General features: G+C 67.8%; 13 protein-coding genes and 1 pseudogene. 7 read left to right on the top strand and 7 right to left on the bottom strand.

All coding sequences use genetic code 11. The features are described 5' to 3' along the window. Positions 1-2: 2 nt before the first annotated feature. Positions 3-521, top strand: coding sequence for a DUF4245 domain-containing protein (locus tag ACFYP5_RS02365; RefSeq protein WP_352300936.1), 519 nt, complete (start codon positions 3-5; stop codon positions 519-521). Positions 522-597: 76 nt separating this feature from the next. Here the strand turns inward: ACFYP5_RS02365 and ACFYP5_RS02360 are convergent, their stop codons facing one another. The 4 genes from ACFYP5_RS02360 to ACFYP5_RS02345 all read right to left on the bottom strand — a co-directional run bounded on the left by ACFYP5_RS02360 (position 598) and on the right by ACFYP5_RS02345 (position 4,405). Then, positions 598-1,188: a malonic semialdehyde reductase gene (locus ACFYP5_RS02360; protein WP_389029458.1), complete on the bottom strand. Its 591-nt coding sequence runs from the start codon at positions 1,186-1,188 to the stop codon at positions 598-600. A 225-nt stretch (positions 1,189-1,413) separates the two neighbouring features. Beyond that, positions 1,414-1,662: an exodeoxyribonuclease VII small subunit gene (locus tag ACFYP5_RS02355; RefSeq protein ID WP_389029455.1), complete on the bottom strand. Its 249-nt coding sequence runs from the start codon at positions 1,660-1,662 to the stop codon at positions 1,414-1,416. Positions 1,663-1,803: 141 nt separating this feature from the next. Next, on the bottom strand, positions 1,804-3,015 hold the full coding sequence (gene xseA, locus ACFYP5_RS02350) for an exodeoxyribonuclease VII large subunit (RefSeq protein WP_389029452.1): 1,212 nt from the start codon (positions 3,013-3,015) through the stop codon (positions 1,804-1,806). A 40-nt stretch (positions 3,016-3,055) separates the two neighbouring features. Next, positions 3,056-4,405, bottom strand: a complete 1,350-nt coding sequence (locus tag ACFYP5_RS02345) for an APC family permease (RefSeq protein WP_389029449.1) — start codon at positions 4,403-4,405, stop codon at positions 3,056-3,058. A gap of 136 nt (positions 4,406-4,541) precedes the next feature. Here ACFYP5_RS02345 and ACFYP5_RS02340 point away from each other — a divergent pair, with 136 nt between their 5' ends. Beyond that, a complete protein-coding gene (locus ACFYP5_RS02340; RefSeq protein ID WP_389029446.1) occupies positions 4,542-5,582 on the top strand; it encodes a 4-hydroxy-3-methylbut-2-enyl diphosphate reductase in 1,041 nt (346 codons plus the stop codon). Positions 5,583-5,663: 81 nt separating this feature from the next. Beyond that, positions 5,664-6,401, top strand: a complete 738-nt coding sequence (gene ppgK, locus ACFYP5_RS02335; protein ID WP_389029443.1) for a polyphosphate--glucose phosphotransferase — start codon at positions 5,664-5,666, stop codon at positions 6,399-6,401. A 30-nt stretch (positions 6,402-6,431) separates the two neighbouring features. On the opposite strand, the gene ACFYP5_RS02330 is transcribed toward ppgK, so the two are convergent. Continuing rightward, the gene (locus ACFYP5_RS02330; protein ID WP_389029440.1) at positions 6,432-7,031 is read right to left on the bottom strand and encodes a DUF6542 domain-containing protein; all 600 of its coding nucleotides are present in this window, start codon (positions 7,029-7,031) and stop codon (positions 6,432-6,434) included. 195 nt (positions 7,032-7,226) lie between these two features. Here ACFYP5_RS02330 and ychF point away from each other — a divergent pair, with 195 nt between their 5' ends. The 4 genes from ychF (at position 7,227) to ACFYP5_RS02310 (ending at position 11,585) form a co-directional block, all read left to right on the top strand. Next, on the top strand, positions 7,227-8,315 hold the full coding sequence (ychF, locus tag ACFYP5_RS02325; protein WP_267002370.1) for a redox-regulated ATPase YchF: 1,089 nt from the start codon (positions 7,227-7,229) through the stop codon (positions 8,313-8,315). Positions 8,316-8,739: 424 nt separating this feature from the next. Continuing rightward, positions 8,740-9,654 (top strand): hypothetical protein, encoded by a 915-nt coding sequence (locus tag ACFYP5_RS02320; protein WP_389029436.1) that lies wholly within the window; start codon positions 8,740-8,742, stop codon positions 9,652-9,654. 30 nt (positions 9,655-9,684) lie between these two features. Beyond that, positions 9,685-10,473, top strand: a complete 789-nt coding sequence (locus ACFYP5_RS02315; protein ID WP_389029433.1) for a hypothetical protein — start codon at positions 9,685-9,687, stop codon at positions 10,471-10,473. 887 nt (positions 10,474-11,360) lie between these two features. Next, positions 11,361-11,585, top strand: coding sequence for a GntR family transcriptional regulator (locus ACFYP5_RS02310; RefSeq protein ID WP_389029430.1), 225 nt, complete (start codon positions 11,361-11,363; stop codon positions 11,583-11,585). A gap of 100 nt (positions 11,586-11,685) precedes the next feature. Here the strand turns inward: ACFYP5_RS02310 and ACFYP5_RS02305 are convergent, their stop codons facing one another. After that, positions 11,686-11,961, bottom strand: coding sequence for a PaeR7I family type II restriction endonuclease (locus ACFYP5_RS02305; protein ID WP_389029427.1), 276 nt, complete (start codon positions 11,959-11,961; stop codon positions 11,686-11,688). A 76-nt stretch (positions 11,962-12,037) separates the two neighbouring features. Further along, positions 12,038-12,295: pseudogene (locus tag ACFYP5_RS02300) on the bottom strand (PaeR7I family type II restriction endonuclease); the annotation flags it as partial. Positions 12,296-12,348 lie beyond the last annotated feature (53 nt).

Genomic DNA, 12,348 nt, shown 5'->3' with positions numbered 1-12,348 from the left:
CCGTGGCAAGCAAGCGAGGCAAGCAGACAGTGCGGGACATGTTCCTGTCGATGGCGGTGATCTCGGCCGTCGCCGGGGGTGTCTACATTTTCGTACCGCACGACGACAAGGCCAACCCGGTCAAGGCGGTCGACTACCGGGTGGAGCTTCTGACGGCGCGGCGTGCGGCGCCGTATCCGGTGGCCGCTCCGGCCGGTCTGTCCAAGGACTGGAAGCCCACCTCGGTCAGCTACGAGCGCCAGTCGGGCAACGGCTGGCACCTGGGCTTCCTCGACCCGGACGGCAAGTACGTCGCGGTGGAGCAGTCCACGTCCCCGGCGAAGAAGTACGTGTCCGAGGTCAGTCAGGACGCGAAGAACACCGGGCGCACGCAGCAGGTCGCGGGCGAGACCTGGCAGCACTGGAAGGGCCCGAAGTACGACGCCCTGGTGCGCCACGACGACGGCGCGACCACGGTCGTCACGGGCTCGGCCTCGACGCAGCGGCTGGCGGAGATGGCCGCCGCGCTCAAGACGTCCTGAGCCAGGCGTACGGCATACGGAGAAGGCCCCCGGAGCACTTGGTGTTCCGGGGGCCTTCTCCGTACGACCGGGTGGATCAGACGGTCTTGACGACCTCGTCGTAGGCGAGACGCGGCGAACGCGGGAACCATGCGTCCTCGCCCGGCTTGCCGATGTTGACGACCATCAGCAGGCTGTGGTCGGCGTCGAGGAACTCCTTCTCGATGCCCGCGGCGTCGAAGCCGGTCATCGGGCCGGCGGCCAGGCCGGCGGCGCGGACGCCGATGATGAAGTACGCGGCCTGCAGGGCGGCGTTCAGGGCGGCGGCCGACTCGCGGACCGGGCGCTCGGAGAAGAACGCGTCCTTGGCCTGCGGGAAGTGCGGGAACAGCGCCGGGAGCTCCTCGTGGAACTCGTTGTCGGCGGCCAGGATCGCGACCAGCGGGGCGGTGGAGGTCTTCGGCTGGTTGCCCTCCGCCATGTGGCTCACGAGGCGCGCGCGGGCGTCGTCGGAGCGGACCAGGACAACACGCAGCGGCGACTGGTTGAAGGCCGTGGGGCCGTACTTGACCAGGTCGTATATCGCCTGGACCTGCTCCTCGGAGACCGGCTCGTCGGTGAAGGTGTTGGCGGTGCGGGCCTCACGGAAGAGGAGGTCCTGGGCGGCGGGGTCAAGAGCGAGGGACATCTTGCATTACCTTCCGGGCGAATGGGGATCAAGCGATACGGCGACCGTAACCGACAGATTGGTTAACTTTCAACTAAAAGCTGACCTGAGTGATCCACTCCACAGACGTGTGCGTGGATGACGGGCAGGGCCGCCACGATTTCCGACGAGGCCCACAACCGCCGCGCGCTCGGATCCATTCCGGGCCGGGCGGACCGGCCCGCCCCGATCTCTACCGCTCGGGAGTCACCCGGCGTCGTCCTGCTGGTCCGTCCCGGGCTGGGCGAGGGCCTCGTCCAGGCGGGCCCGGGCCCCTTCCAGCCAGCGTCGGCAGACCTTGGCCAGCTCCTCGCCCCGCTCCCACAGCGCGAGGGACTCCTCCAGCGTCGTGCCGCCGGCCTCCAGGCGCCGTACAACCTCGATCAGCTCGTCGCGCGCCTGCTCGTAGCCGAGCGTGTCCGTGGCGGCAGCTGCCGTTGTCGCGTCGTCCGTCATGTGATCCACCCTATGTGTGAGCTACGACAGCCAGGTCCGAACCGCGTCCGCGGCTGCACCGGGTCCGGGCGAAGGAAAAGCCGGTCCGGGGCGGAGGGAGGGCCAGGTCCGGGCGAAGGGAAAAAGGGGCGCCGCACGGGCTCACTCGGCCACCCGCACGGTGAACTCGCCCTCCGACACCCGCGCCCGCAGCTCGTCGCCCGGCGCCCCGGCGTCCGCGGGGGAGCGGACCACATGACCGTCCGGCCGCTGCAGCACGGCATACCCGCGCTCCAGCGTCGCCGCCGGCGACAGCGCGACGACCCGCGCCCGGGTGTGGGCGAGCTCCGAGTCCGCCCGGTCCAGCAGGTGCCCCAGCACCCGGCGGCTGCGCCCGACGAGTGCGTCGACCTCCGCCGCGCGCTCGTCCACCATCCGCAGCGGCTGCTGCATGGAGGGCCGGCCCAGCGCGTGCGCCAGCCCCCGCTCCTCCCGGTCGAGCAGCCCCTGTACGGTCCGCAGCGCCCGGTCCCGCAGCTGCTGCACCCGGTCCAGCTCCTCGCCCACGTCGGGCACGACCTTCTTCGCCGCGTCCGTGGGCGTGGACGCCCGCAGGTCGGCGACCAGATCGAGCAAGGGGGAGTCGGGCTCGTGCCCGATGGCGGACACCACCGGCGTGCGGCAGTCGGCGACCGTACGGATCAGCTGCTCGTCCGAGAACGGCAGCAGGTCCTCCACGCTGCCGCCACCGCGCGCCACGATGATCACGTCGACATCCGGCAGGCCGTCCAGCTCCTTCACCGCCTGGACCACCTGGTTCACCGCGTGCACGCCCTGCACCGCCGTGTTGCGCACCTCGAAGCGCACCGCGGGCCAGCGCCGCCGCGCGTTCTCCAGCACATCGCGCTCGGCCGCCGACGCCCGCCCGCAGACCAGGCCGATCAGCTGCGGCAGGAACGGCAGCGGCTTCTTCCGGTCCAGGGCGAAGAGCCCCTCGGCGGCCAGGGACTTCTTCAGCAGCTCCAGCCGGACCAGGAGCTCACCGATGCCGACCGGCCGTATCTCCGTGGCCCGCAGGGACAGCTGACCGCGGGGCGCGTACCACTCGGGCTTGGCGAGGACGACGACGCGGGCGCCCTCCGTCACCACGTCCGCGATCCGGTCGAAGACCTGCCGGAAGCAGGTCACGCTCACCGAGATGTCGTGCGACGGGTCGCGCAGGGTCAGGAACACCACCCCGGCGCCCGGCCGCCGCGACAGCTGGGTGATCTGCCCCTCGACCCAGACGGCCCCGAGCCGGTCGATCCATCCGCCGATGAGACGTGACACCTCGCCGACGGGCAGCGGGGCTTCCGCGGAGGTATTGAGAGCCATGCGAGCGAGCGTATCCGCCACCACGGACAACGAGGCAGCCCTACACAGCCGGTCCCCGCCCCCACTGCATCGCCAGCACCACCAGCCCCACCCCCAGCCAGCAGACCCCCACCACCTGCGCGCTCGTCGTCGCGCTGAGGATCACCGCGATCAGCACTCCCGCACCCACCACGGGCACCAGCACATGCCGCCACCAGCTCGGCGGTCCGTCCATCCGGCGTACCGCGAACCAGCCGACCACCGACGCGTGCAGCAGCACGAACGCCGTCAGCGCACCGATGTCGACGACCGACACCAGATGGTCGAGGCCGTCGTCGCGGCGGGCCGCCCAGACCGCCGCCACCAGCGTCACGGCCGCGGCGATCAGGATCGCGGCCCGCGGCACTCCGGACCGCGGGTCGACCCGGGCCAGCAGCGAGGGCAGTCGCTGCTCCCTGGACATGGCGAACAGCAGCCGCCCTGCCGCCGCCTGCCCGGCCAGCGCCGCGAACGCCGCCCCGATCGCCTTGCTGACCGCCACCAGGTCGTGCAGCCACGTGCCCACCGCGAAGTCGACCGTGTCGTAGAACGCCGACCCCTGCCTGCCCGGTTCGGCGGCCAGATCCGCCGACGTCATCGGCTCCAGCAGCGCCGCCAGATAGCCCTGCGCCACGAACAGCACCCCCGCGAGGACCAGACAGAACAGCAGCGCCCGCGCCACCTTCTCCGAGCCGCCGGTGGCCTCCTCCGCGAACGAGGCGATGGCGTCGAAGCCCAGATACGAGAGCACGGCCACCGACACCGCACCCAGTACCGCCTCCAGGGAGAAGCCGGAGTCACCGGTGAACGGCGTCCACCAGCCGCGCTGCGCCCCGTCCCGCACGAGAACCACCACCGCCGACACCAGGAAGACCAGCAGCACCACGACCTCCATCGCGAGCACCGCGAAGCCGACCCGCGCCGCAGCCCGTACACCCCAGAGGTTGAGCAGCGTGGTGACGACCACCGCGAGTGCAGTCCACACCCACCGCGACACCTCCGGGACCAGCGAGTTCATCGCGATCCCGGAGAAGAGATAGGCGACCGCCGGAATCAGGAGATAGTCGAGCATCGCCATCCACCCGGCGACGAACCCGGGCCCTTCCCCGAGTCCCTTGCGCGCATACGTGAAGACCGAACCCGCGAGTGGGGCCACCCGCACCATCTGCGCGTAACTGAACGCGGTGAAACCCATGACGACGGTCGCCGCGACATACACCAGCGCGACCGCACCGTCCGATCTCGCGTCGAGCGTGCCGAAGACGCCGACGGGCGCCATGGGGGCGATGAACAGCAGCCCGTAGACGACCAGGTCCCGGAACCCGAGTGTCCGCCGCAGGGTCGCCCGGTCCGCCGTACTGCTGCCCGCCATGAACCCTCCGTCGGTCGCGCGGACACGGTCGCGTACGTGGCATACGTGGCATTGCAGGGCGTACACGTGGTGAACGTCGCGTACGGCTCAGTCTCCCGACCCGGCCGAACCCTCGCCTGTTCGGTACGGCCTTACGATGGGACGCATGACTGCTACGCCCAGCCCGTCACCCGCCGCCGCCCCGAGTGCGGGCACCACGCGCCGCAGTGACGCCCGCCGTGTCCTGCTCGCCGCGCCCCGTGGCTACTGCGCGGGCGTGGACCGTGCCGTGATCGCCGTCGAGAAGGCCCTGGAGCAGTACGGGGCCCCGATCTACGTCCGCCACGAGATCGTGCACAACAAGTACGTCGTGCAGACCCTGGAGAAGAAGGGCGCGATCTTCGTCGACGTCACGGCGGAGGTGCCCGAGGGCTCCATCGTGATGTTCTCCGCGCACGGCGTCGCGCCGACCGTGCACGCCGAGGCCGCCGAGCGCAAGCTCGCCACGATCGACGCGACGTGCCCGCTGGTGACCAAGGTCCACAAGGAAGCCGTCCGGTTCGCCAAGGAGGACTACGACATCCTCCTGATCGGCCACGAGGGCCACGAGGAAGTCATCGGCACGAGCGGTGAGGCGCCGGACCACATCACTCTGGTCGACGGCCCCGAGGACGTCGCCCGTGTCTCCGTGCGCGACGAGTCGAAGGTCGTCTGGCTCTCCCAGACCACGCTCTCGGTCGACGAGACGATGGAGACGGTGGACGCGCTGAAGGAGAAGTTCCCGCAGCTGGTCTCGCCGCCCAGCGACGACATCTGCTACGCCACGCAGAACCGTCAGATCGCGGTGAAGAAGCTCGCCGAGGACGCCGAGCTGGTCATCGTCGTCGGCTCCAAGAACTCCTCGAACTCGATCCGCATGGTCGAGGTCGCCCTCGACGCGGGCGCCCCCACGGCACACCTGGTGGACTTCGCGAGCGAGATCGACGAGGCCTGGCTGGAAGGTGTCACCACGGTCGGCCTCACCTCCGGTGCCTCGGTTCCCGACGTGCTGGTGGACGGCGTACTGGAGTGGCTGGCCGAGCGCGGCTACGCAGACGTGGAGACGGTGAAGACGGCCGACGAGTCGATCACCTTCTCGCTGCCCAAGGAGCTCCGCCGGGACCTGCGCGCAGAGGCGGCGGCACTCACCGCCGAGTGAGTCCTCCGTTCCCCTCCGGGGGAGAGACCCGTGCTCCGGGAAGGTGAGCGGGGTGCGGCGCCAGCCCGTACGGTGGATCGCATGCAGATCTTCGGCGTGGACATCGGCGGATCCGGGATCAAGGGTGCTCCCGTGGACCTGGACCGCGGAGACCTGGCGCAGGAGCGCCACAAAGTACTGACACCGCAGCCGGCCACGCCCAAGGACGTGGCCGACTGCGTGGCCGAGGTGGTCGGCCACTTCGACTGGTCGGGCCCGGTCGGCATCACCTTCCCGGGCGTCGTCACGGGCGGTATCACCCGCACCGCGGCCAACGTCGACAAGGGCTGGATCGACCATGACGCCCGGACGCTGCTCGGCGAGAAGCTGGGCCTTCCGGTGACCGTCCTCAACGATGCCGACGCGGCGGGAATCGCCGAGATGGCCTTCGGCGCGGGGCGCGGCCGCAAGGGGACCGTGATCATGCTGACGCTCGGTACGGGGATCGGCAGCGCGGTCTTCACCGACGGGCAGCTCGTACCCAACACCGAGCTCGGCCATCTGGAGCTGGGCGGCCACGAAGCGGAGAAGCACGCCTCCACCAAGGCCAAGGAGGACGAGGAGCTGAGCTGGCACCACTGGGCGCACCGGGTGCAGAAGTACCTGGAGCACCTGGAGATGCTGTTCACGCCCGAGCTCTTCATCATCGGCGGCGGAGTCAGCCGAAAGTCCGACAAGTTCCTGCCGCTGATCGAGCATGTGCGGGCCGAGATGGTGCCGGCCGAGCTGCAGAACAACGCGGGCATCGTGGGTGCGGCGATGGCGGCGGCAGGCAAGTAGCCCCTCTGCGCCCCTGTCCCGGCCCGGGTCTCAGGACCTTGGACGCCGGGGAGGCCGGGTGGGGCGAGCCGCCGTCGCGGCCGACCGCATCCGCCGCCGGCGCTGCCGCATCAGCCGGATCTTGCGTACGGAGGCGATGACCCCGGCGATGAGCGTGCCGCCGTACAGCCAGCCGGCATGGACGGCGAGCGCCGTGACCACCGCCATGGTCTGCCCGCCGAAGCCGCCCGTGCCACCGGCGATCGGAATCACACCGACGGCGAACGCGATCGGCACGCTGATCGGTGCGGTCACCAGGTCCGCGGGCCGCACCCAGAGCGCCGTCAGTGCGCTGACCGGCAGGAACAGCACCCCGTACAGGATCGACGAACCATCGAACAGCAGCCAGTCGAGGCAGGCCAGCGCGAACATGACGGCGGCGGCGAACAGTCCCGCACCGATGCCGGTCAGCCGCGGATTGGGCAGCCTGCGCAGCGCGAGCAGGGCGGGCGGCACCCGTCGTGCCCGCCCGTCCGGCGTGGCCACCACCCGGTAGACGGTGGTGGCCTCGTCGATGGTGCTCTGCGGGGACAGTGGGGCCTGCTCCGACGACTGCCGGCGCTGACGGGGACGTGTTCTGGGCTGCTCCACCGGGACAACGTAGGTCGCGAGGTGGGAGGGAGGAGGGGTTGGACACGCCCTTTGGGTGACCTTCGCGGTGAGTTCGATGCCACATGGTCGAACGGGAACCGCATCCGCCCCCGACCGGACGCGTGAGTACCCGCTCGCCCCCGCCCGTAAACTGGAGAATCGGCCCACCCGTCCTTACTCCAGGAAGTCGCCAACGTGTCGCTCACGATCGGAATCGTCGGTCTGCCGAATGTCGGCAAGTCGACCCTGTTCAACGCCCTGACCAAGAACGACGTGCTGGCGGCCAACTACCCGTTCGCCACGATCGAGCCGAACGTCGGCGTCGTCGGGGTCCCGGACGCCCGTCTGAACAAGCTGGCCGAGATCTTCGGCTCGCAGCGCCTGCTCCCGGCCACCGTCGACTTCGTCGACATCGCGGGCATCGTCCGCGGCGCGAGCGAGGGCGAGGGCCTGGGCAACAAGTTCCTCGCGAACATTCGCGAGTCGGACGCCATCTGCCAGGTCATCCGGGCCTTCAAGGACGAGAACGTCGTCCACGTCGACGGCAAGGTCTCGCCCAAGGACGACATCGAGACGATCAACACCGAGCTGATCCTCGCCGACCTCCAGTCCATCGAGAAGGCCGTCCCCCGCCTCACGAAGGAGTCCCGCCTCCAGAAGGAGAAGGTCGCGGTCCTCGCCGCGGTCGAGGAGGCCCAGCAGATCCTGGAGTCCGGCGAGACGCTCTTCGCGGCGGGCATCACCGCAGGCACGGAGAAGGGCAAGCTCCTCCACGAGCTGCACCTCCTCACCACCAAGCCCTTCCTCTACGTCTTCAACGTCGACGAGGACGAGCTGGTCGACGAGGACTTCAAGAACGAACAGCGTGCCCTGGTCGCCCCCGCCGAGGCGATCTTCCTCAATGCCAAGATCGAGTCCGAGCTCATCGAGCTCGACGACGACGAGGCCCTCGAGCTCCTCCAGTCCATGGGCCAGGAAGAACCCGGCCTGGCCACCCTCGGCCGCGTCGGCTTCGACACGCTGGGCCTGCAGACCTACCTCACGGCAGGCCCGAAGGAAGCCCGAGCCTGGACGATCAAGAAGGGCGCCACGGCCCCCGAGGCGGCCGGTGTCATCCACACCGACTTCCAGAAGGGCTTCATCAAGGCGGAGATCGTCTCCTTCGACGACCTGGTGACGATGGGCTCGGTCGCCGAGGCCCGCGCGAAGGGCAAGGCCCGCATGGAGGGCAAGGAGTACGTGATGCAGGACGGCGACGTGGTGGAGTTCCGCTTCAACGTGTGATGCCTGATTCCTTGATCGGCTGAAGTGGCTGGTCAAGGCGCATAACCCCAGTTCAGAGGCCAGGTCTACGGATCTGGCCTCTCCTCGTTCATCCCCGTTGAAACCCGCTGTTACGCGTTCCCGTGGTGACTTGGTGGTGACTCCTAGTCGGAGTCTGCATCGCTCTGACCAGGGGTTTCTTCCGATGGTGTTTCAGGCGTCGATGCGGTGCCCTCCGAAGCGTCGGCGCACCTTCGTGGCTTCCGAGAATTATTACCGAGAGTGACGATATTGGACGTTTGTCATAACGTCCTGTAAGTTTCCCCCGCAAAACAAAGACCCCCCAGGGACGGCAATCCCTGAGGGGCAACAGCAGGCCCGGCAGCAACCGGGCGCTACTACACACCTGAAGGGCTATCTTCAGATGCGGATTCATCGTACGCGTTTGCAGCGTCAGTACGTCCAGGTCCCGAACGCCATAGCGCGGCACGGGAACCTCTCCCTTGAGGCCGTGGGCCTCCTCGTTCGCCTCCTCTCCCTCCCCGATGGTTCGGGGGCAACGGTCGAGAAGATCACTGACCAGGTGCCCAACGGCCGGCGCACGGTCTCCAGGGCCATGAATGAGTTGATCGCGGCCGGCTACGTCTCCCGGACCAAGCTCCAGGACCCTGAGACCGGCAGGTGGGTCACCATCACGACTGTCACGGACACTCCGGAGTCTGAGGTCTCTCCAACTGACCGCATGTCGACGGTCGGTGAGGCGACTGGTCGGGCCGTCGGCGGCTATCCCAAGGGAAATGACCCTCAGGAAAAAACCTCCTCCCCTGAGCCTGTTCAGCAGCAGCCGGAAGGCTGCGAGGTAGGCGGCAACGAGGAGGGGGAGGAGTCTCCCCAGGAGACCAACCCCCACACCACTGCCGTGGCCGCTCTCGGCCGTCTGGGCTCCGTAGAGCCCCGATTGAAGCTCACCCTGTCCGAAGTCGCCCGGTTGGCCCCTAAGGCCGCTCAGTGGCTCTCTGAGGGCATCTCTGAGCCCCAGATGATCAAGGCCCTGTCCCGTGCTCTGCCTGTCAGCATTACGTCCGCGGCTGCCCTGGTGACGTACCGGCTGAAGAACAATCGGCCCGGCGAAGAGACCGCACCTGCACCCATGCCGGAGCCGGTCAACGCCGCTTGCTGCCAGCAGTGCGAAGCGCCCTTCCCCGCTGGTGTCGAAATGGACCTTTGCCGCCGCTGTGAGGTCGAGATGCAGCGGGCTGTGGCCCGCCTGACCGGTGAGCCGGTCTCAGACCCCCACCAGGAAGCCCGGCAGGCCACTGCCGACAACGCGGCCTACGTCCGTAGCTTCCTCCGCAAGTAACCCACCACCACACGACGGAAAGGCGCTTCCATGTCCAGCTCTGCCCTTCCCTGGTACGTGAAGCTCGTCCTCAGGGTCGCTATCCCTGCTGCCTGCCTGGCAGCCCTGTACCTCTCCATCCCCGGAGAGATCGCCATGGCTCGCACGGCGGGATGGTCTGCGCACTACGCCCCCGCCATGCCTATCTGCGTCTCGGTGTACGCCCTCGCTGCCGCTGCCATCGCGGCCTACCGGAGGAAGGCTCAGCTCCCCGGCCAGGTGACGGCCCTCATTGGGGCCGTGGTGGCTCTCGCTCTGGCCATCTGTGCCCAGTCCATCTCTCACCTGATCCAGCAGAGCTACATGGGCAGCAGCGCCCTCCTGGTCGTGGCTGTCAGCTCGGTGCCGCCGCTGGTCATCGCGCACATGATGCACATGGCAGAGACTCCCTCTCAGGTGATGACGGCCTCCGAGGAGAAGGCCGAACTCCGTCAGATGATCGACTACCTCTCTGAGGAGCTGACTACCTCGATCTCTCACGAGGTGACCGGCCTGCTTGGCAAGGGGCAGGCCATCGTCCGCCAGCACGGGGTGTTGGCCGAGGTTGCTGAGAATGCAGCGGCCGACTTCGATGGGACTATCGCTGAGGTCGAGGCTGGACTTGCTGAGGGCCCCCGCCAGAAGAGCCCGCGGGCTGCGGTTGGCCTGGATGAGGTCAAGGCTGCTGGCCGGGCGCTGAAGGCCAGGGGTGAGAAGATCACCGGTCGCAACCTCGCAGAGGCTCTTGGGATTGCTGAGAGCACCGCCTACCGCTACCGGCAGGCTGCTCTCTCCGCCTGATCTCTCTGGCACAGCAACGAGGGCCCTCCCCAAGGAAAGTGGGGAGGGCCCTCAGCTCTCAGTGTACGAGGTCATGCAGGCCGGAAATGCAGAAGAGCCCCGACCGAAGCCGGGGCCCTCTGTTGGTGTCCTTCCCGCCCACTGGCGCCGTCGAGACGGACCGGGGATGGACGCCTCTTCCAGTGAGCGGGAAACTCATTACCTCGTATAGGTCAGAGGTTGCGCCGCCTCGGTGCGCTTGCAGGGCTCCTTGTGCAGGATGATCTCTGAACCAGCCCCGCTGTCCCCGAAGTTGGGTCTCGTCTCGTACTCCTCATCGGCCTTGATAGGTCGGTCGCAGTAGTCGCACATCACCGTCTTGCCTCCGGGGTCGTCAGCGCTTCCAGATCAGGTCCATGGCCTCGTTCGCCAGCTTTTCCCAGGCCCTACGCAGGTCCAGCCCTGTGTCACAGGGGGTGCCATAGCGGCAGATCCAACAGAGACGGATGTGCTGTGCCCACTCGTCTCCAGCCTCCTTGGGCGTAGTCGGCTTGGGTGCCGGCCGCTTCCCGCGGCGGCTCACTTCACGGCCTTGGTGCTCTCACTCTCCTCAACGAGGGGCTTGAGCTTCTTGACCGAGCGACAGGGAGCACAGGCGTAGTAGCCGAAGCTGCAACTAGACGCCCTCTCCTGGATCGCTACGAGGACGGACCGTTGGGGCCCCTTATGGAAGTCGCACCAGTTAGGGTCATTCACTGTCGGCAGCTCCTTCGCGTAGGTGCCGGCGCAGGGTCCGGGGGCTGGGTAAGGCCCTCGGACCCGCTCTTTTCCTGACCTATAGAATGCCCTAGAACACCTGAGAGTTCCACCGATCGCCAGCAGCTCTACACCGTGCCAGGGTCGGAATCATGATCGAGTGGGATGACACAAGGCCGCGGTGGGAACAGGTGGCCGAGAGGATCAAGGCCGACATCGAGGCCGGCACACTGGCTTCCGGGGCCCGTGTGCCCTCTGTAGTTGCCCTCACGAGGGACTACGGCATCGCCCAGGCCACTGCACAGAAGGCGTTGGTAGCCCTCAGGGAAGAAGGGCTCATCAAGACGACCCGAGGAATGGGCTCTTTTGTGAAGTAGAGGGACCAGCAGGCGGCGGTGGCGCAGTCCCGGACGGGAGCAGCCGCGTTCGGCTTCGGTGATGAGCCGCTGCCGGCAGGACGACTACGAGCTTTCCCGACTACCCCGGAAGGCCTAGGTCTTTCAGATAGGTCAGGCGAGCATTTATGGCCGCGGAGAAGTGACGCCAATCGAGGCTTTCGACCGGTTCCTTCGGAATCGCGTCCTCGCCCGACGACGTCACGTAGCAGATGGCCTCGTACAGCTGTTCATCGACGAGTCTCCGGCAGAAGATCCCGAAGCGGTCCTGGTACGAGGTGCCGTGCCAGATGTCGTCGACCGGCAGAGCGCCTTTGGCAGTCCTGACCGGTGTGCGGGACTTCTCGCCGTCTTGCATGACAAAAAAAGTAGCCGAGCCAGGGCTTCTCCTTCGGGAACAGTTCCGCCAGGGCCGCACGGCGCAGATCGACGGCGCTACCCAGAGCTTCTTCGACGCGGTTGTTGTAGTTATTGCTGTACGAGGGCCCACCCAGGGCCTTCAACTCGAAGGCCGCCACAAGGACATTCTCGTGGACGACCACGACGTCCCACTGCTTCTGTGGCCGGTAGTAGCCGGGGAGTTCGAGGCCCTGAGATTTGTTAACCCGGATGCTCGCAGGCGGGTAGCCGGCGTCAATGAAGAACTTGGCCAGTAGGGTTGCAATCGCGTCGAAATGCTTGCCGCCTCGCACCGTACCCGCGGTGCCAGCCCCCACAGCGTCCCGAATCGGTCAAGCAGAGGAGC

The sequence above is a fragment of the Streptomyces sp. NPDC005262 genome (assembly GCF_042872425.1).
In the GTDB taxonomy this organism is placed as follows: domain Bacteria; phylum Actinomycetota; class Actinomycetes; order Streptomycetales; family Streptomycetaceae; genus Streptomyces.
Note: the sequence above shows the minus strand (reverse complement) of the source record. Positions and strands in the feature narration are given on the sequence as shown.